At 27.4% G+C, this 19,711-nt stretch carries 22 protein-coding genes, 2 tRNA genes and 1 rRNA gene; 22 read left to right on the top strand and 3 right to left on the bottom strand.

Features of this window, described 5'->3' with window-relative positions; all coding sequences use genetic code 11:
* Positions 1–10: 10 nt before the first annotated feature.
* The 10 genes from rrf (at position 11) to ACUSRV_RS16550 (ending at position 8,863) form a co-directional block, all read left to right on the top strand.
* Positions 11–127 (top strand): 5S ribosomal RNA (gene rrf / locus ACUSRV_RS16595).
* Positions 128–366: 239 nt separating this feature from the next.
* The gene (locus ACUSRV_RS16590) at positions 367–768 is read left to right on the top strand and encodes a hypothetical protein (protein ID WP_490143085.1); all 402 of its coding nucleotides are present in this window, start codon (positions 367–369) and stop codon (positions 766–768) included.
* A 100-nt stretch (positions 769–868) separates the two neighbouring features.
* A tRNA-Val gene (locus ACUSRV_RS16585) sits at positions 869–944 on the top strand.
* A gap of 5 nt (positions 945–949) precedes the next feature.
* Positions 950–1,040: transfer RNA gene (locus tag ACUSRV_RS16580), tRNA-Ser, on the top strand.
* A gap of 140 nt (positions 1,041–1,180) precedes the next feature.
* Positions 1,181–4,108, top strand: a complete 2,928-nt coding sequence (locus ACUSRV_RS16575) for a helicase C-terminal domain-containing protein (RefSeq protein WP_490143084.1) — start codon at positions 1,181–1,183, stop codon at positions 4,106–4,108.
* A gap of 165 nt (positions 4,109–4,273) precedes the next feature.
* On the top strand, positions 4,274–5,191 hold the full coding sequence (gene nadA / locus ACUSRV_RS16570) for a quinolinate synthase NadA (RefSeq protein ID WP_490143083.1): 918 nt from the start codon (positions 4,274–4,276) through the stop codon (positions 5,189–5,191).
* 5 nt (positions 5,192–5,196) lie between these two features.
* Complete coding sequence (gene nadB, locus ACUSRV_RS16565; protein WP_490143082.1) at positions 5,197–6,648, top strand: L-aspartate oxidase; 1,452 nt, start codon at positions 5,197–5,199, stop codon at positions 6,646–6,648.
* Entirely contained in the window at positions 6,641–7,474 is an 834-nt protein-coding gene (gene nadC, locus ACUSRV_RS16560) for a carboxylating nicotinate-nucleotide diphosphorylase (RefSeq protein ID WP_490143081.1), read from the top strand. The genes nadB and nadC overlap by 8 nt, the downstream gene beginning before the upstream one ends.
* A gap of 136 nt (positions 7,475–7,610) precedes the next feature.
* A complete protein-coding gene (locus ACUSRV_RS16555) occupies positions 7,611–8,300 on the top strand; it encodes a hypothetical protein (RefSeq protein ID WP_490143080.1) in 690 nt (229 codons plus the stop codon).
* Between the two features lie 167 nt (positions 8,301–8,467).
* On the top strand, positions 8,468–8,863 hold the full coding sequence (locus tag ACUSRV_RS16550) for a hypothetical protein (protein ID WP_490143079.1): 396 nt from the start codon (positions 8,468–8,470) through the stop codon (positions 8,861–8,863).
* On the opposite strand, the gene ACUSRV_RS16545 is transcribed toward ACUSRV_RS16550, so the two are convergent.
* A complete protein-coding gene (locus ACUSRV_RS16545; RefSeq protein ID WP_490143078.1) occupies positions 8,860–10,101 on the bottom strand; it encodes an MDR family MFS transporter in 1,242 nt (413 codons plus the stop codon). The genes ACUSRV_RS16550 and ACUSRV_RS16545 overlap by 4 nt on opposite strands.
* A gap of 162 nt (positions 10,102–10,263) precedes the next feature.
* Here ACUSRV_RS16545 and ACUSRV_RS16540 point away from each other — a divergent pair, with 162 nt between their 5' ends.
* From ACUSRV_RS16540 to ACUSRV_RS16530, 3 genes are all read left to right on the top strand, one after another.
* Positions 10,264–11,013: a DUF554 domain-containing protein gene (locus tag ACUSRV_RS16540; RefSeq protein WP_490143077.1), complete on the top strand. Its 750-nt coding sequence runs from the start codon at positions 10,264–10,266 to the stop codon at positions 11,011–11,013.
* Between the two features lie 48 nt (positions 11,014–11,061).
* Positions 11,062–11,313 (top strand): hypothetical protein, encoded by a 252-nt coding sequence (locus ACUSRV_RS16535; RefSeq protein ID WP_490143076.1) that lies wholly within the window; start codon positions 11,062–11,064, stop codon positions 11,311–11,313.
* A gap of 456 nt (positions 11,314–11,769) precedes the next feature.
* Entirely contained in the window at positions 11,770–12,378 is a 609-nt protein-coding gene (locus tag ACUSRV_RS16530) for a ribonuclease H1 domain-containing protein (RefSeq protein WP_490143075.1), read from the top strand.
* 41 nt (positions 12,379–12,419) lie between these two features.
* On the opposite strand, the gene ACUSRV_RS16525 is transcribed toward ACUSRV_RS16530, so the two are convergent.
* Both ACUSRV_RS16525 and ACUSRV_RS16520 read right to left on the bottom strand, forming a co-directional pair.
* The gene (locus ACUSRV_RS16525; protein WP_490143074.1) at positions 12,420–13,802 is read right to left on the bottom strand and encodes a sensor histidine kinase; all 1,383 of its coding nucleotides are present in this window, start codon (positions 13,800–13,802) and stop codon (positions 12,420–12,422) included.
* Complete coding sequence (locus ACUSRV_RS16520) at positions 13,799–14,503, bottom strand: response regulator (protein WP_490143073.1); 705 nt, start codon at positions 14,501–14,503, stop codon at positions 13,799–13,801. The genes ACUSRV_RS16525 and ACUSRV_RS16520 overlap by 4 nt, the downstream gene beginning before the upstream one ends.
* Before the next feature lie 184 nt (positions 14,504–14,687).
* On the opposite strand from ACUSRV_RS16520, the gene ACUSRV_RS16515 reads away from it, so the two are divergent.
* From ACUSRV_RS16515 to ACUSRV_RS16475, 9 genes are all read left to right on the top strand, one after another.
* On the top strand, positions 14,688–14,921 hold the full coding sequence (locus tag ACUSRV_RS16515; RefSeq protein ID WP_490143072.1) for an SHOCT domain-containing protein: 234 nt from the start codon (positions 14,688–14,690) through the stop codon (positions 14,919–14,921).
* Positions 14,922–14,952: 31 nt separating this feature from the next.
* Positions 14,953–15,066, top strand: a complete 114-nt coding sequence (locus ACUSRV_RS16510) for an LDCC motif putative metal-binding protein (RefSeq protein ID WP_490143071.1) — start codon at positions 14,953–14,955, stop codon at positions 15,064–15,066.
* A gap of 34 nt (positions 15,067–15,100) precedes the next feature.
* Positions 15,101–15,931, top strand: coding sequence for a prolipoprotein diacylglyceryl transferase (lgt, locus tag ACUSRV_RS16505; protein WP_490143070.1), 831 nt, complete (start codon positions 15,101–15,103; stop codon positions 15,929–15,931).
* 30 nt (positions 15,932–15,961) lie between these two features.
* Positions 15,962–16,282 carry a hypothetical protein gene (locus ACUSRV_RS16500; RefSeq protein WP_490143069.1) on the top strand — a complete coding sequence of 107 codons (321 nt, stop codon included), beginning with the start codon at positions 15,962–15,964 and terminating at the stop codon, positions 16,280–16,282.
* A 38-nt stretch (positions 16,283–16,320) separates the two neighbouring features.
* Complete coding sequence (locus tag ACUSRV_RS16495; protein WP_490143068.1) at positions 16,321–16,746, top strand: hypothetical protein; 426 nt, start codon at positions 16,321–16,323, stop codon at positions 16,744–16,746.
* A gap of 66 nt (positions 16,747–16,812) precedes the next feature.
* Complete coding sequence (locus ACUSRV_RS16490) at positions 16,813–17,487, top strand: TIGR01906 family membrane protein (RefSeq protein ID WP_490143067.1); 675 nt, start codon at positions 16,813–16,815, stop codon at positions 17,485–17,487.
* Between the two features lie 184 nt (positions 17,488–17,671).
* Positions 17,672–17,887, top strand: coding sequence for an SHOCT domain-containing protein (locus ACUSRV_RS16485; protein WP_490143066.1), 216 nt, complete (start codon positions 17,672–17,674; stop codon positions 17,885–17,887).
* Positions 17,888–17,986: 99 nt separating this feature from the next.
* Complete coding sequence (locus ACUSRV_RS16480; RefSeq protein ID WP_490143065.1) at positions 17,987–18,454, top strand: hypothetical protein; 468 nt, start codon at positions 17,987–17,989, stop codon at positions 18,452–18,454.
* 710 nt (positions 18,455–19,164) lie between these two features.
* A partial coding sequence (locus ACUSRV_RS16475) for a hypothetical protein (RefSeq protein WP_490143064.1) occupies positions 19,165–19,711 on the top strand: 547 nt, incomplete at its 3' end.

Raw genomic sequence — 19,711 nt, 5'->3', positions numbered from 1 at the left:
TTCAATATAATGTGGTTACAATAGCAAAGAGGATACACCTGTTCCCATTCCGAACACAGAAGTTAAGCTCTTTAGCGCCAATGGTACTTGGTGGGAAGCTGCCTGGGAGAGTAGGACGTAGCCATTTAAAAAAGAAGCGTATATACGCTTCTTTTTTTAGTTACTAGGAAATTATAATTTCCAACATATAAATTTGAGCAACTAACCTGTTCTTCAAGGTTGTTGGCGACATGAGCAAAGCGAATTTTTTGTTTATAAACCTTGTTTACAAAGAAGTTTTCCTTATAAAAAATATGTTCTAATATATAAAATCTCAAAATAAATACTATAAAGGGGTTTTAATATATATATTAAGGAGATAACAATATGAGTGAAAATGTAATAGAAATAAGCGTATCACCAGATATGACTTTAATGGAATTTATGGACTCTCTGCCTGTAAATATATTAGGATATATGTTTGGATATGATGAGGAAGAGTTAGCAGGTGCATTGGGAGTAACAATAGATGACCTAGAAAGTGGAGGTTATAAGTCTGATGTATCAGCAGTAGATAAAATTATAGATTTGTATTTATTCGGATACGTTAGAACAATGGCTTTTATAAGATTAACTTCAGAATTAGGAAGAGATTTAGAAGAAGAAGAAATAGCATATTTAGATAAATCTTGTTATTTAGTATATGAAGAATTAGATATAGTTGATGGCGAAGCTGATTTTGGCAAGTTTATAGATACTTTAGTTGATAAAGTTATAAATATGGATTAGATAACAAAAACTGCTGATTATATAGTCAGCAGTTTTTTTATTAAATATATTGACTAAGCTATAGATAGATGATATATTGTTATATATAGAAATAATGTTTGGGACCATAGCTCAGCTGGGAGAGCACCTGCCTTACAAGCAGGGGGTCACAGGTTCGATCCCTGTTGGTCCCACCAAATACGGAGAAGTACTCAAGTGGCTGAAGAGGCTCCCCTGCTAAGGGAGTAGGTCTCGCAAGGGGCGCGAGGGTTCAAATCCCTCCTTCTCCGCCAATAAATCAATATCTAAAAAAAGCAGGTTAATATCCTGCTTTTTTTTATGTCTTATTTTGAGCAACGAGCCTGCTTTTCAAGGCCGTTGGCGACATGAGCATAGCGATTTTTGATCAAAGTTTTGCATTATAGGAGGCGTTATGTCTACAAATAATAGTATAAAAAATATAGATATATATAGCATTATAAAAGATGTAGTTTTTTTAGATATACAACTATCAGAGATGTTAGAAATATCTATGATTAAAATAGATGATGGCAACTCACAATATTTTAAGGAAATTATAGATTACAAAAATATTTCTATAAGTTATTTAGAAAAAATAGAAGATGATATTTTAAAATTCATAGGAGATTTACCTATTATATGTCATGATTTTGGACCCAAAAAACAATTATTAAGAAAATATATAAACAAAGATATGTATATATATAATTTGTGTTTAGACTCTATGGAACTAAGTGCAATATTAGAACCTACAATAAACAACTTTAGTTTACAAAACTTAATTAATATTACTGCAAACTTTGAGAATGTTGAAGATATAATAGCTAATATTTACTTAGTAAATTCTCTTTTAATAAGATTTTGGAAAAGCAAATTAGGTACTGAGCATTTAGATATAATAGGGTTTTTAGGAAAAGAAGATATATGGAATTGGACTAAATACTTATATCCTGTTGATTACGATAAAGCTTGGGATGTAAATGTAAATTTTGATAACAGTAAAAATAATAAAAATATCAATAATAATATAGATATAGATTATAGTATTTATGAAGAACTTTTAAAATATAGAGATATATGGCAAAAAAATAGTAGTTTTAAGTATTTCTTTAGACAAGGACAATATAATGTTTCTAAAGAAATAAGAAAATCTTTAGAAGAAAACAAGGTAGTATGTATAGAAGCACCAACGGGTATAGGTAAGAGTATAGCTTATCTACTTGCATCTGTAATTTATTCATATATAAAAAAGGAAAAGGTGTTTATATCTACAAATACAAAAAATTTGCAAAATCAATTAATATCAAAGGATATACCTAAAATACTCGAAATCTTAAATTTAAATGAAAACATTAAATACTTAGATATAAAGGGAAAGAAAAACTATACATGTTATCAAATATTTGATAGATATATAAAAAATCAAAATTTTGGCATTGAAGATAGATTATCATTATTATATATACAAAGACTTATTGAAAATGGAGAATTTGGAGATATAGAAGAAATTAATAGTTGGGCCAAAGATAACCTAAAAAACTTAAATTATCATTTAAACAATATAAGAATAGAGTCGGAATTATGTTTTCCTAAAAGGTGTATATATTCAAGAAAATGTTATTATGCAAACAAAATAAAAGAATTAAAAGAAGCAAATATAATAGTTGTAAACCACTCTCTTATGTTAAATTGGGCTTATAATACTGAAGTGGGAGCTATGAAAAACATAGTAGTTGACGAGGCCCATAACTTAATAGATCAATGTTATAATGCATTTTCAGATGAAGTAGAGTCTATAGAAATTCAAAAGCTATTAAATGATTTATATGACTATAAAAATAAAAAAGGATATATATACTACTTCATGAGCCTTTATAAACTATCTAATTTTGAGAGTTTTAGAGAACATATAGAAAATATAAATATGAGAATGTATGTTGTAGTAGAGTTTTTAAAGAAGAGATATTATAGACAAAGTGACTATAACTATGTTGAAAATATAGATTTGAATACAGAATTAGGACAGATAAAAGAGCAGTTTGATGAACTATCTAAATCGCTTGAACATTTTGCAATAGATATAAATAAAATGCTACAGAATATAGATGAGGAAGATAAAGAAGATATACTTTATAAAACCTTAGATTTTTATGTTGGGAAATTAAAAAATATGGTAGTATGTATAAATGATTGCTTTGAACAAAAAGAAAAAGGCTACTGCTATAGTATAGAAGTAAACAAAGATCATATTTGGTGGAAGATAAATAAAACAGAACTTGATATAGCAAAAAGGTTTAAACTTGAAATTTTAGACAATGTAGATAGTATTACTTTTACATCTGCCACTCTAAGAGTAGATAATTCATTAAAACACTTTAAAAATACACTTGGAATAAACAAATTAGAAAGTTCTAGAATGCTAAGTGATGTTATAGAAAAACCTGTATTTGATTACAAGAAAAGAAGTGTTATAGGTATTCCTATGGATATTGATAATTTTGATTATAAAAACGAAGAAGTATTTATAAATAATATGTCCAAGTTTATTATAGATATAGTTAAAAATGTAAGCGGAAATATTTTAGTATTGTTTACAAGTACAAGAAGAAAAAATAGTGTTAAAGATAATATAATAAAAACTTTAGAAGATAGTGATGTAATGGTATTTGACGACAATAAAAGTGTATCTAAATTAAAAGACAGTAAAAATAGGTGCGTAATTTTGGGATCAAAATCATTTTTTGAAGGGGTAGATATACCAGGGGATAACTTAACTTGTGTAATATTAGATAAAATACCTAATATAAAGCCAAATGAACCATTGTCCAAATCTCTTATGAATAAATGGATAAAAGATAATAATTATGTTTTAAGGGATGATAATGATAGATTACCATATAATAAAATAAATTATCCAAAGGTTATAATAAATTTAAAACAGATATTTGGAAGATTACTGAGAAGTAAATATGACTACGGTTATTTTTTTGTCTTAAGTGGACTTAAGGAAGAAAACTGGTCTAATGTTAGAAAAATAGAAAGAGATATGAGTGGACCTTTGATTTTGAGAACAAATACAGATGATTTTATTTTGGATATGAAAAATAGATATAATAACTGGAGAAAATTAAATTTAAATGAAGTTATAAGTGAAACAATAGATAACATACGTAAAGTTGATATAAGTTCAAAGGAAAATGAGTTCAAACTAAAAAGATACTTAAATAATGAATTTTATAAAAGAAGCTTAAATTGTAAAGTAAGAAAAATATATATAAAACAACAGTTTAAATATATAGAAATTAATTATGGAAATAGATTATATAGATATAAATTATAATGTAAATACCCTTAAAAAGATAACATAAGTTTGTTATCTTTTTATTTTTTGCAGACATTTTCATTAAAATAGTATAAAATGTAATTGTGTTAAGTGTAAATACAATTCATTGCACCTGTAAAGTTATGGTGTAAAGACATAATGTAAAGTGGGGAGGACTATAAAATGATAAATGAGGTTTTACAAAAAGAAATAATTAAAATTAAAAAAGAAAATAATATAAAAATATTAGCTCATAACTATCAAACATATGATATACAACAGGTTGCAGATTATGTTGGGGATTCATTTTATTTAAGCAAAATATCTCAAGAATTAGATTGTGATACTGTAATATTTTGTGGTGTAAACTTTATGGCAGAAACTACAAAAATGTTATCTCCAGATAAAAAAGTAATACTAGCAAATGAGGAAGCTTATTGTCCTATGGCTAGAATGATATCTCCAAGTGATATAGTAAAGTTTAGAGAAGAAAATCCTGATTTTACGATAGTATCTTATGTAAATTCTACAACAGAAACAAAGGCATATGTAGACGTATGTGTAACATCATCAACAGCTTTAAAAATAATGAATCAAATAGAAAACAAGAATATATTATTTGTTCCTGATGAAAACTTAGGAAATTATATAGCAAAGAAAATACCAGATAAAAATATAGTATTATGGGAAGGTTACTGTAATGTACACGATAGAGTAACTACAGAAGAAGTATATGATCTTAAAGAAAAGCATCCTAATGCTTTATTATTAGTTCATCCAGAATGTAGAGAAGAGATAGTTAACTTAGCAGATTTTGCTGGATCAACATCAGAAATAATAAAACATGCAATAGAAAGTCCTAATGATGAGATAATAATAGGTACTGAGGTAGGGGTATTAGATTATTTAGAAGCTACAAATCCAAATAAGAAATTTTATTTATTATCTAAACATCTAGTATGTCCAAATATGAAAAAAACTAAGTTAGAAGATGTATATAAGGCTGTTAGCGGCAAAGGCGGAAGAGAAGTAATTATAGAAGAAGAATTAATGAATAAAGCTATAAAAAGTATAAATGAAATGATAAGATTGGCTGAGTAAATATTATGACTTATGATGTTGTAGTAATAGGAAGTGGTATAAGTGGCCTTTATACATCTATAAATTTAAGTGAAGATTTAAATGTACTTGTTATATCTAAAGATGAATTAAATATGAATAATAGTTATTTAGCACAAGGTGGAATAGCTGCTGTGCTTGATAAAGAAGATGATTATGAAATTCATATAAAAGATACATTAATAGCGGGAGAATATACTAACAATACAAAACACTTAGATATACTAATTAAAGAAGGGCCAATTGACGTAATGAAATTAGTTGATATAGGAGTTGATTTTGATAGAGATGAAAATGGAAACCTATCAAAGGCTTTAGAAGGTGGTCATTCAAAAAAAAGAATAGTACATCATAAGGACAAAACAGGAAAAGAAGTAATAAATAAGTTATTAAATTATATTACTACTAAAGAAAATATAAGTACTATGGACAAAACTTTGGTAGCTGATATAAACAAGGAAAAGGATTTATTTGAATTAAAGATAATAAAGGATGAGGAATTTAAAACTATATATTGTACAAGTTTAGTTTTAGCAACTGGAGGAATAGGAAAGGTATATAAATATACTACAAATTCCAAAATAGCAACAGGCGATGGGATAGCCCTAGCTCATAAGCTAGGTGCAAATATAAAAAATATAAGTAAAATTCAATTTCATCCTACAGCTCTAAATTTAGGGTTAAATGAAAGATTTCTAGTGTCAGAAGCTGTAAGAGGTGAAGGTGGAATTTTATTAAATAAAAATGGACATAGATTTATGTTTGACTATGACCATAGAGGAGAATTAGCTCCAAGAAATGTTGTAGCAAAGGGTATATATAACGAATCTATAAAATATAACAGTGAAGATATATACATTGATATATCTCATAAAGATAGAGAATTTATAAAAAATAGATTTCCTAATATACACAAGAATTGTTTGAAACATGGACTTGATATAACAAAAGATAGAATACCTGTGTTTCCATGTGAGCATTATTTAATGGGTGGAATAGATGTAAATGAAAACAGTGAAAGCAGTGTAGAAAACTTATACGCTGTAGGAGAATGTTCTCATACAGGAATACATGGCAATAATAGACTTGCTAGTAACTCCTTACTTGAAGGGTTAGTTTTCGCAAGAAGAGCAGCTGAAAGAATAAATTATGAAATTAAAAATAATATAAGTGAAGTTTATAATAAAGAAAACAAAGTTTATAACAAAGGTACTATAAGTATAGATAATAATTTGAGAAGTAAAATACAAAATATAATCCAAGAATCTTACTTTATAGTATTGGATAAAGAGAAATCAAAAAAAGGTCTGAGAGAGATAGATAACATAGTAACTGATTTAAAAACTAATGATTATATAAAAGATGTAAGTTATTATGAAATAAGAAATATGGCTATAGTATCTAAGCTTATATTGGGGGAGGTATTAGACTGTGATTAATAAGCTTATAATTGACAATGTAATTAAAAGTGCTTTAATTGAAGATATAAATTATATAGATATAACAACAGATAATTTAATAAATGATGAACAAATATCAGAAGGATATTTTTTAGCTAAAGAAGATGGAATTGTGTGCGGTATAGAAATATCAAAGAGAGTATTTGATATATTAGATGAAAATATAAAGTTTGTAATAATGAGAAAAGATAGAGATAAAGTTAATAAAGGTGATATAATAGCAACTGTAAAAGGAAGTACAAAGACTTTATTAAAAGGCGAGAGAACAGCGCTAAATATACTTCAAAGGTTATCTGGAATAGCAACATATACTAATAATTTAGTTCAATTAGTAAAGGATTATGATACAAAAATAGTTGATACAAGAAAAACAACTCCTAACCTAAGACCATTAGAAAAGTATGCAGTTAAAATAGGGGGAGGGTTTAACCATAGATACAACTTATCTGAAGCTGTTATGATAAAAGACAACCATATACAAGCTATGGGATCTATAACTAATGCTGTTAACAAAATAAGAGAAAATATAGGACATACTATAAAAATAGAAGTTGAAGTTAAAGATATAGATGAATTAAATGAAGCTCTTAATTTAAATACAGATATAATAATGCTTGATAACATGAGTACTGACGAAATGAGTGAATGTGTTAAAATAAACAACAAAAAAAGTATATTAGAGGCATCAGGAAATATTACTGAAAATAACATAGTAGAAGTTGCTAAAACAGGGGTTGATATAATATCTTTAGGAGCTTTAACTCACTCAGCAAAATCTCTAGATATATCAATGAAAATAAAATAAATTATATAAAACCACTTATATAAAACTGCTGATTTAATAATCAGTAGTTTTTATTTTTTTATAGAATATTTTAGGTAATACTACAAAACATATAACTATGATAATTTAGAAAATATAACAGGAGGGGCTTGTTATTATGAAAAAAAGAAAGTTGCAAGTTGTTTGTGGTTTAATGTGCTCATTAACTATTTTATTAAGTGGATGCACCAAGGAATCAAGTCAAACTGGAAGAGAACATGAAGAACTAAAAAAGGAAAACACAACTTTAGCCAAGGAAAATAACAAGCTAGAAGGCAAGTATGAAGAATTAGAAGAGCAAGTAGAAGTTTTAAAACAAGAATTAGGTAGTTTAACTTCAGCACTAGAAAGTAAAGAAACTGATAGCACAAAGGAAGATGGGAATAGTGAAACGATGTCATTTCCTGTATATGTAAAAGAACCAAATTCAAAAGAACTTGTAAGTGAAACAAGTATTACTATGAGATCGGATTTAACATTACAACAAAAGGTAGAGTCATTAGTAAGTAGTTTGGCAGAACTTAAATTTAAGGAATTTACTATATCAGTTGAATCAATAGAAGATAAACATGCTGTAATTAAATTAAAGGAAAAAGATGAAGATAATTATGAAAATAGTGGTATAAAGCGTTATTTTGGAGATGAGGCTCAAGCTGAATTAGCTAATACTTGTTTAAGCGAAACTTTGTTACAAAAACAATATCAAGGAGAATGGATAGAATCTATAAGGATTATATATGATGGGCCAGAAGAGTGGAGAACTAATAATAATTATATACAAGATCTTGAAGGTACCTATGATAGATAAGGCACGCAAATATGCGTGTCTTATTTTTTTGAGCAACATACCTTCTTCTCAAGGTACTGGTCGATATGAGTATAGCAAATTTTCGAAAAAATTCATAATATTTTAGGAACATGTACAAGCAGTATTATATAGAATATTTATAAGATATTATGAAAGGGTGATTGAAGATGCTTTACTTTACATGGGGAATTATAACTCCTAGCAAAAACTATAGATGCAAATTAACTATGCCATATGAATTTGATAATTATTTGAGAAAAGATATAAAAAAATATATAGCTGATGAAATTAGAAATGTGTATTTAGATATAAGAAACTCAAGTATTGTAATGTCAAAGTTTAATCAATGCCCTAGAGTAAACTATTTAATATTGCCAGTGTATTTAGATAATATAAGATACTTTGCACATGTTAAGTTAGATACTAAGAGTAAATTAATAGATATAATTATAGAAGATAAAAAAGACTTTAATAAAAATAAGAATTATTACGAAAATGTAGCTGACGTATTGATAATACCAAATTTTAATGAACTTAAGTTTAATATAGATTCAGGGTACTAGCTAGTACCCTGAATTTTTTTTCTATCCCAAATATATAGTTTATACATCAATATACAACCTAAAAAACATACTAAAAATACAATAGGCCATCCTATAGCTATGTTGTCTTTACTTATAATAAATCCCATTATAAAAGGGCCAAAAGTAAATCCTGAATGAGATATTAATGATATAACAGAGTTAAATCTACCCCTATGAGATTTAGGAGTATGAGATGTTAGATATACATTTGTATTTGTACTTTGAAGTATTTCTCCTATTGTCCATATAATAGTTGATAATATAAAAATTATAAAGGAATTTGCAAAATACAACATACCGAATCCAATTGCAAAAAATATGCCAGCTATTGTTATATTATAAAGTGGGCTATTTTTTTTAGTTAAGCTAAGTATAAATGCAGTTCCAACTACAACTAATATAGCATTTACAGATGTTGATATGCCGTAAAGTTTTGCTCCATAATCTCCAAATAAATGTGTCATATGCATGGGTAATATATACATAGTTTGAGCGTAACCAAAAGAGAACATGGCGCTAATAAGAGAAAAAATTATTAAATAAGGTCTATTAAAAAGTACTTGAGTTAATGTTCCTTCTTCATATCTTTCTAAATCAACTTTATCTAGAGCGAGTTCAACAGTATCATTCACTTTATCTGGTATAGTTTCTTTAATCATAAAAAATATAAGAGCTAAAGACAAAAATGTAGAAAATGCATCTCCTATAAATAACAATTTTGTATATTTACTATATAAAAATCCAGCTACAATAGGAGCAATACCATATCCTATATTTATACCCAAATACATAAGGGAGAAAGCCTGAGGTCTTTCTTCTTTATTTGTAACATCTCCTACAATAGCATTAATACATGGCCTAACAGCACTTGAAAAGAATCCAGATAGTACAAGTAAATAAGCAATATAAATCGATTGTTCTAAAAAGCCACAAATCATAAATATTGATGCAGATATAAAATTAAAAAACAACAAGGTATTTTTTCTACCATATAGATCTGCGAGTTTGCCACCTATAAGAGATCCTGGTATAGACAACAATGAATAAAATAATATAAATCTTCCTGCAAGAGATGGGCTCATATTAAGCTTCTCCGTTAAAAACAATGTTAAAAATGGAAAGACAAAAGCTCCAAGGGTGTTTATGATATTTGCAATAAATAATATATAAACACTTTTAGGCAAGCCCTTATAGTCTTTAAAAATAGAAATATTCATAATTTTTTTCCTCTTTATAAAAATTTTTCTTCAAATAATATAATATGTAAATTATAATAAAATTGACACAGTATATATTAATATAAAATACGTTATTTAAGGATGTAATCCTTTATATATGTATTTTATATTGTACAAAAGATGAAGTTAAGGGGGAGAAATATGTTTGGAGTACTGGTAAATGCTTTGAGTATAGTTGTAGGAAGTTTAGTAGGAGTGGCAATAAAAAAAGGAATAAAAGATAAGTATACACAAACTATAATACAGGGATTAGGTCTTGCCGTAGTAGCGCTTGGAATTATGGGATCACTAGAAGCTAACAATATGTTAATAGTAATTGTAAGTATTGCTATAGGAAGTGTAATAGGTGAGTGGATAGATATAGAAAAACAACTTGAAAATATGGGTGATAAAATACAAAGTAGATTTTCAAAACCTAAAGATAATACCAGATCAATAGGAAATGTTGCAACAGCTATTAGTTCTGACTCAGAACTTGAAGAAGAAAATAAAAGTGGTATAGCTAAGGCGTTTGTTGCAGCTACACTTATGTATTGTAGTGGAGGTATGGCTATAGTAGGCTCTCTTCAAAGTGGATTAGAACAAAATCACACAACATTATTTATAAAATCTATATTAGACGGTGTAACTTCTATAGTATTGGCTTCAGCTATGGGAATAGGGGTAGTATTTTCAGCAGTGCCATTATTATTGTATCAAGGTTTAATAGCAATAAGTGCGTCTTTTGCTAAGGGTTTGTTAACAGATGTAGTTGTAGCTGATATGTCTTCTATAGGAGGAATATTAATACTTGGAATAGGGATAAACATATTAGGATTATCTAAAATAAAGGTAGGAAACATGATTCCAGCAGTAATTATACCAATTATATATTATTCTATTTTTAAATAGGACATATTCTCACTTAATGAATATAATGTATTAAGTGAGGTGACTTATATGGAAATATTATCAATTATACTTACATTTGCAGTAGCTGTTTTAACTTCAATACTTGCAGAAAGTAAAAATAGAAATGGAGCAATATGGTTTATATTAGGATTAGTATTTAATGTATTTGCTTTATTAGTATTAGTTTTTCTAAGAAAAAAAGAAGATTTATTATGTATCAAAAGATGTTTCCATTGTGGAAAAGATAATAACTGCGAAGATAAATTCTGTAAGTTCTGTAAAAAGGATTTAGATATATAGTACCACAAGGCTAGTTAAAAACTAGCCTTAATTTTAGCTAAAAAATATTGACTATTGTATACAGTATGTGGTATATTAAATGTACGGATTAAATAAAAATTCCCCTTTTTATAAATAAATTCCCCCCAAAAAAGAACTTCTTTTTAAAGAAGTTCTTTTTTAATTTAAAAAGTAAGGTTAATTAAAAATTTTGTCGAAAAACCACTAACGGTTCTCCTTTAAATCATTAAAAAGCTATTGTCATTTTTTGTTATGGTATGATATTATAAAAACAAGGGGTAAGCGATTACCAAATAGGATATACAAAGTAGGTTAGGAGATAGTAGGGGGAAAATATCGTTCGGAAAACGTTTTTAAATATGGGGGAGTTTTGTAAGGTTTCTAATTTTATTAGGAATCTTTTTTTATTTGAAAATAGTGTATAATAAGTATATATTTATTTTTAGGAGTGATATTATGGCAAAAAAAAAGATATACGCAGTTAGAAAAGGAAGAAAGACTGGTCTATTTAATACATGGGATGAATGCAAAGAACAAATAAGTGGATTTTCTGGAGCAGAATATAAAAGTTTTTCAACACAAGATGAGGCAATTGAGTATCTTGGATTAAATAAAGATAAGAATATGGATAATGAAGAGCAAAAAGAATGTGAGTGCATGATTTCATATGTAGACGGTAGTTATGAAGATAGCTTAAAAAAATACGGGTCCGGAGTAGTTATATTATATAAAAACGATAAAACAACTTTTAGTATACCTGGAAATGACCCAAAGTTTCTTTCTATGCGAAATGTATCTGGTGAAATAAAGGCCGCCCAAAAGGCAATGGAATATGCATTAGAAAACAATATAGACAAACTAGCTATTTACCATGATTATGAAGGTATTGAAAAATGGTGTACTGGAGTATGGAAGGCCAATAAAGAAGGAACAAAGCTTTATAGAGATTTTTATAATAGTATATCTGAAAAATTAAATATAGAATTTATAAAAGTTAAAGCACATAGTGGAGATAAATACAATGAAGAAGCTGATAAACTTGCAAAAGAAGCTTTATTAAAATAAGGTAGGGTTTTTATCAAAATCCCTACCTTTATTTTAGCTATTTAGTTTGGTATATATACATTAAATGTTGTTCCGTCTCCTTCAATACTTTCTATATCGATACTTCCATTATGAGAATCAATTATAGCCTTAACTATACTAAGTCCTATCCCCGCACCACCTGTAAGCCTTGTTCTTGATTTATCTACTCTATAAAATCTCTCAAAAATATATTCTTTGTCTTCATCAGGTATTCCAATGCCATTATCTTTAACTATTAATTTAATTCCATTATTATGTTGTAGTAGTTTTATTTCTATGCTTCCACCTTCATTTGTGTATTTTATTGCATTAGATAATAAGTTTATTATGACTTGAGTTATTTTATCTTTATCTGCATTTAAAGTTAGGTTAATATTATTAAAATTAACATGTATATTTTTTTTCTTATATTCTGATTCAAAATTAGTAATTACATTTTGTACAAGCTCTCCTATATTAAATTTTGTTTTATTAATATCTTTATAATCTTGTTCATATGAATACAGTTTTTCTAAATCTTTTACTAATCGAGTTAATCTTAAAATTTCTTCATAGCAAACAGACAATCTTTCATTAGTTGGTTCTATTATTCCATCAATTAATGCTTCAAGTGTTATTTGTAATGAAGTAAGAGGAGTCTTCAATTCATGTGATACATCTTTAGTTAAATTTTTTCTTATTTCTTCTTGTCTTTGTAGAGATTTTGCTAAATCATTAATACTAATAATTAAATTATCTAATTCTACAGTATCTACCTTTTCTTCTATTCTTTGATTATAATTTCCCTTAGATATATCTTTCGTGGTTTTCTCCACCTTAGATATTGGTCTTACTATATTATTAGTAACTAAAAATCCTACTATAATAGAGGCTATTAGTGCTATAAAACTTGAATATATTAAAACTTTATTTAATGTTTTTAGATATAAAATATCATTTTCGCTATAATAATCAGGATAAGATCCTATTGATACAGTTCCAACAGATTTATCATTTACAATAATATCGTATTTGTTAACTTTATAGTTTTCTTTCCAAGCTGGAAAATTCATTCTCATATGTTCACTCATATTATGGATTACATTTTCACATCTGTACAAATCATATTCGTGTGCATCCCAAATAACTTCTTTATCATTATCTTCAATGTTTATAATAAATCCACTATCCAAGGCTTCACTACCTATATCTTTAACAGCGCTGAAATCCCATTTACCAAGATCTTTGTAGCTTCTTTCTAAGTCATTGACTATAGATTTACTAGCATTTTCTCCTTTTAACAATACATATTCTCTGAAATGATTTTGTATCAAACTATTTGCAAGTAAAGCTACTGTCAAAACACTTATAATAGCAACTAAAACATAAGACAGAGTTAGTTTATATCTTAGTTTAAGCTTCATTTTATATTTCCTCCACAAAACTTATATCCTATACCATATACTGTAGTAAGATATGCTGGATTTTTATGATCATCTTCTATCTTTTGTCTTATATTTTTTATATGAGTGTCTATAGCTCTGTCCATTCCATCGTAGTCATATCCTAAAACGAGAATTATTAATTCTTCTCTAGTGAAAACTTTATTTGGGTACTTAACCATACTAAGCAATATTTTATACTCAGTAGCAGTTAGATTTAATAATTGTCCACGCTTTTTTACTTCATAGGTATTTGTATCAATTACTAAATCCTTATTATTGAAAGTATATATATGGTTAGGTTGTTCTGGCTTTTTTTCTATTCTTCTAGAAATAGAATTTATTCTAGCGACAAGTTCCTTAGCACTAAATGGTTTTGTTATATATTCATCGGCTCCAATACCTAAACCTTCTATAATACTTGCTTCGTCGCTTTTAGCTGTAAGCATTACAATATAGGCATCTGATTTTTTCCTAATTTCTTTGCAAATATCAGTACCTAATATATCAGGAAGCATTATGTCTAGTAAAATAATATCTTGATTATGTTTATCAAAATTTTCAAGTGCACTTTTTCCATCAAATGATTGATAAGTAGTATAACCTTCTTTATCTAAATAGCTTTTTACAACTTCATTTATATTAACTTCGTCTTCTACGATTAAAATATTTATATTTTTCATTTATAACCCTCCTAATTATCCTTTTATATAATTTTGCCATATAATTGTATAGATTTTATGAAGATTTATATTATTTCTTAATTTTATTAAAAAAATTTAATAATTTTTTATTCTTCATAAGTTCTCCATAATATCTACATATAATGTAGTCAAGAAAGATGAATTATATAAGGAGGTTTTTGTTATGCTTTGTGGAGGTTTTGGAGGATCCGGTTTTATAGGTAGTGGATGGTTTCTTCTAATGATGGGTATAAAAGTAGCTATATTCATTGCTTTAATAGTACTATTTGTAAAATTATTTAATAAACATACCGATAACTCTAGAAGTACACTTAAGATATTAGATGAAAAATTCGCTTTAGGTGAGATAAATGAAGAAGAATATATAGCTAGGAGAAATGTTTTATTAAAAAAATAATAATATAATTTTAATAAGGGGAGTGTTATTAATGCCAAAATGGTTAAAAAATTTCATTAAAAGATTAGAAAAAGCTAATAAGAAAAATTTAGGATCAGGAAAACTAGATTGCTGTGATCTTAATAAACAATCAAAAAATAAATAGTTTCTAAACTTTATGCGAAAGAGGAGAGATATCATTGGTAGAACTATTTAAAATAGGAGGCATTTCTATATACTTATTTGGTGTAGCCGTGGCAATTGCAATGGTTGCAGGAATATTAGTAATGTTAAGAGAAGCCAAAAGAAAAGGCCTAGATGAAGATAGTATGTGGGATATAAGCTTATATACAATAATAGCTTCTGTAATAGGAGCAAGACTATATTATATTTTAGTCTTTGATTTATCAAATTATATAAGCAATCCTATAGAAATATTTCATATCCAAAATGGAGGAATGTCTATCCAGGGGGGAATATTAGGAGGAATTATATTTGCAATTTGGTACACAAGAAAAAAGCAAATATCATTTTTAAAAGCAGCAGATGCATTTGCTCCAGGAATTATATTAGGGCAGGCCATTGGTAGAGTTGGATGTGATGTATTTGGAATACCTATGAAGAGCCAATATCTATGGGGAATAATGGTAAATAATCAATTGTTACATCCTGCTCAAATTTATGAAATGATATTAGATTTAATTTTATTTATATACTTATGGAGAAAAAGAGAAAAAATTCAGTATCATGGACAGTTATTTATTCACTATTTAATAGGCTTTGCTGCAAATCGTGCATTAATAGAATTTGTTAGAGAAAATCCTATTGTATTTGGAAACTTAACAGTTGCTCATGTGACAAGTATATTAATTATAGTAGTTGCAATAATAGCTGGAAGTAAAATAAAAAAACATAATAAGGTTATAGATGAAGAAAGAAAAAATATTTCATCTAAAGAGTTATATTTAGGTTATATAGTTTCAGGATTTATTTTGGTAGTTGGAACTTGGATTTACTATATTGTTCATTAAGAAAAAAATATAAAAACATGGAGGTACTATATGAATTGCCACAATAATAATAATAATAATAATGAAAACAATAAAAAAGGGTTCTTAAAACATGGACTTATGATGGGCCTATGCTGTTTATTACCAATTATACTTGTAGCATTACTTCCGCTACTTGGGTTTAAAGCATTAGCCCTTTCTAGTTTAGCATCTTTAATTTGCCCAATTATGATGATTGGTATGATGTTTATGATGGGAAGAAGCCATAAAAAAGGTGAAAACAATAATGCAAGTTGTTGTGCAAAAAATGAAGATAATGATTGTATAACTGTTGATAAAGAAGATTATAAAATTACAGATAAGAATAAATAAAAAAGATATAATAAAATTACTATAAAGGGGGGAGTACAATGCAAAACAAAGTTATGTTATTAGTTATAACAGGAGTTTTAGCAGTAGTAGGAATAATAGGACTTAATTATGAAAGCATAAAAAATGATATTAAAAGTGTAGTAGATAATGGAGTAGTAGGACCTAATCAAAATTCACAAGATGATATTGCAGAACAATCAAATCTTGAAGAGCAAGATATGATTAAGATAATGGAGATTAATGGATTTAGCAATATAGCAGAGGCTCTTGAGAAAAAAGATTATGAGGCTATGGATGAATTCACTAACAATATGACTGATGAAGATTATGAAAAGTTAATTAATCTAAAAGCTAATACCTCAGCTGCAGACTATCAAAAGATGCTTCAGATAATGAGTGAAAATGGATATGATTCTATGGTAAGCGTTATGGCATCAATAGATCTAGGTGGATCTTGTCATTAAGGTTAAATAATAATACCCCTCTAAGTAAAAATCTTAGAGGGGTAATTTTATAAAGGAGTGATTTAATTGAATATAAGTATGTATAAAGAAAAAAATAAGAGCGTGCAAACTATAATTGCTATATCTTTAAGTTTATGTATTTTAATATTAATAGTAAAATTTGCACTAGCTTTTAAATCTTTTTATTATTTTGAAGTTGATCGTTTGAATATAGAAGCTACTGCGAATATGACGAAGAATGAAATTTTAAAAAATTATGATTATACTATAGATTATTTATTAGGTAAAGAAAATGGTAAATTTGAACTTCCTACTTTGCCATCATCATTATTTGGCCAGGTTCACTTTGAAGAGGTCCAAAAAATATTTTCTTCATTAGATATTATACTAATTATAGGTATTATAATAAGCACAATAGGGATAGTTTTTCAGTATAAGAAAAGAAATTTTAATTTTGTAAAACAAGCTTCTAATATTCTGACTTTCTTTCCAATTATTTTTGGTGCAATTTTTTCATTAAATTTTGAAAGAAGTTTTATAATATTTCATAAAATACTTTTTAGAAATGACTACTGGATTTTTGATCCTCAGAAAGATCCAATTATTAATATATTACCTCAAGAGTTTTTCTTTGATATAGCTATATTTATTTTAATAATTAATTTTGCAATTGCTTTCCTTTTAAGAATGCTTTATCATAAAAAGTTAAAACATTTGAAAAGTAATATGTATACTAGATAAAAGTTATATAGGTATTTGATAATAGAAGGGAAAATATAATGGATAACCTAAAGGAGACTTTTATGTCTCCATTTATTTTTAAGTTTTAAAATATTAGAGATCATAATCTACATAAAATCTACACATTTCAATCGTATTATATGAATATAGAGATATTATAAAAATTAGAGAGGATTGATATAATATGATGGGTGGATATGGAATGATGGCAGGATTTGGTATGTTTGTTCCTCTACTATTAATAGGATTAATTATATATATAGCATTTAGATTATCTAATGGAAATTATAGTATAGGAAATGGGGGAAATGATGCTCTAGATATATTAAATCAAAGATTTGCAAAGGGAGAAATTTCAGAGGAAGAGTATATACAAAAAAAGAAAATATTAAAAGAATAAAAAATAGAATCTTCATATTTAAATCATAATTATTTTTTATAATAAAGAAACAAAATGATATTATAATGATAGTACAAAATATAATAAGGAGTGAATATAATGAAAAAGAAAGGTATGTTATTTACACTAGCAGGTTTTTTAGTAATAGGAGGAGTAACAGGAATGACTTATGCAAATACAAAGGATAATGTTACAGAAGTAAGTAATGTAAAAATAGAATCTTATTTGAATTCAAATGCTAATATAACAAAAGTTGAAAGCAATAAAATAAATGAATTAGACTTTGAACAAAAAGAAATGGTTAGATTAATGAAAGAATATGGATTTAACGATATGGCAAAAGCTCTTGAAAATAGAGATTACAAAGCTATGGATGAGTTTATGAATAATATGACAGATGAAGATTATCAAAAGATGATTGATATTATGAGAAACAGTGGATACGATTCTATGGCAAACATGATGGGCTCAATAGATAGAGAATCTATGATTAAGATGCACAATGCAATGGGAGGATCAGAAGCTTGTCATGGAGATTCAAACAATAATATGATGGGTAGTTTCTAATTTTTAAATACCCCCCTAGGGTAAGAAGAGTTTTATAAGGGAGGAAATACTATGGTAATTGAGTATATAATTACAGCAGGGATTATTGGTTTAGCTATATTCATGATGTATAAGACGTTTTTTAGTAAAAAGAAAAAAGGATGTTGCCGCAAATAATAAGATAAGCCAGTACAAATTGAGTGCTCGCTTATTTTAATTGCTTTTAATCTCAATTAATCCAATGATATCAAGTCACTCAAAGAACCTCTTTGTCCAATTTATATATATATGAAAAGAAATATTAATATAAGTATAAATTGTAAAGCTACTGATAGATATTTATCGGTAGCTTTTTTATATTTTATAGACTTTATTATATGTGTTTGTATAGGATAAAAAATATTATTAAAATGATAAAAAAATATTTATTCTTCATAAGATTCACATAATTTCACCTTATTATATGTTTAACAAGTACTTATACCATATACGGGTAAGGGGTACATAATAGCATTATTATAATTAGGGGGGAATTAAACGAAAATTAGCTACATAACACATATTCAGTATCTAAAGTGAAATAAGACCTATATGGATGATTGTGCATGCACAATAGTAGTAGCTAGAAATGTAAAAGAATTTAATCAAAAGATACATAATAGTAAAGCAGAATCTACTGGTCAATTAGCAGAATCTAAGAAGAATTTATAATAATTGGAGGAAAATAAACAATGCATAAGAATAAAATTACTACTGCAGCAATTATGATGATACTATCTAGTGCAACTTTAACTCCTGTAAAGGCTGAAGAAGTTCAGAATCCTGAGGAAAATACTACACAAATCGAGCAATCAGTAGAACCTACAAATACTAGCAGTGAAGATACTAATACAACACAAGAACCAGCACAAGAGGATATGACAGTAGATCCAACGACAGATGACACAACAGTAGTAGACCCACATGCAGATCATCAAACGGGTGAAGAAACTAGTACAACACCGGATCCAACAGTAGATCCAACGACAGATGACACAACAGTAGTAGATCCACATGCAGATCATCAAACGGGTGAAGAAACTAGTACAACACCGGATCCAACAGTAGACCCAACGACAGATGACACAACAGTAGTAGACCCACATGCAGACCATCAAACGGGTGAAGAAACTAGTACAACACCGGATCCAACAGTAGATCCAACGACAGATGACACAACAGTAGTAGATCCACATGCAGATCATCAAACGGGTGAAGAAACTAGTACAACACCGGATC

Source organism: Sporacetigenium sp. TC11, assembly GCF_058146105.1.
This window is presented reverse-complemented; position numbering and strand designations above follow the sequence as displayed.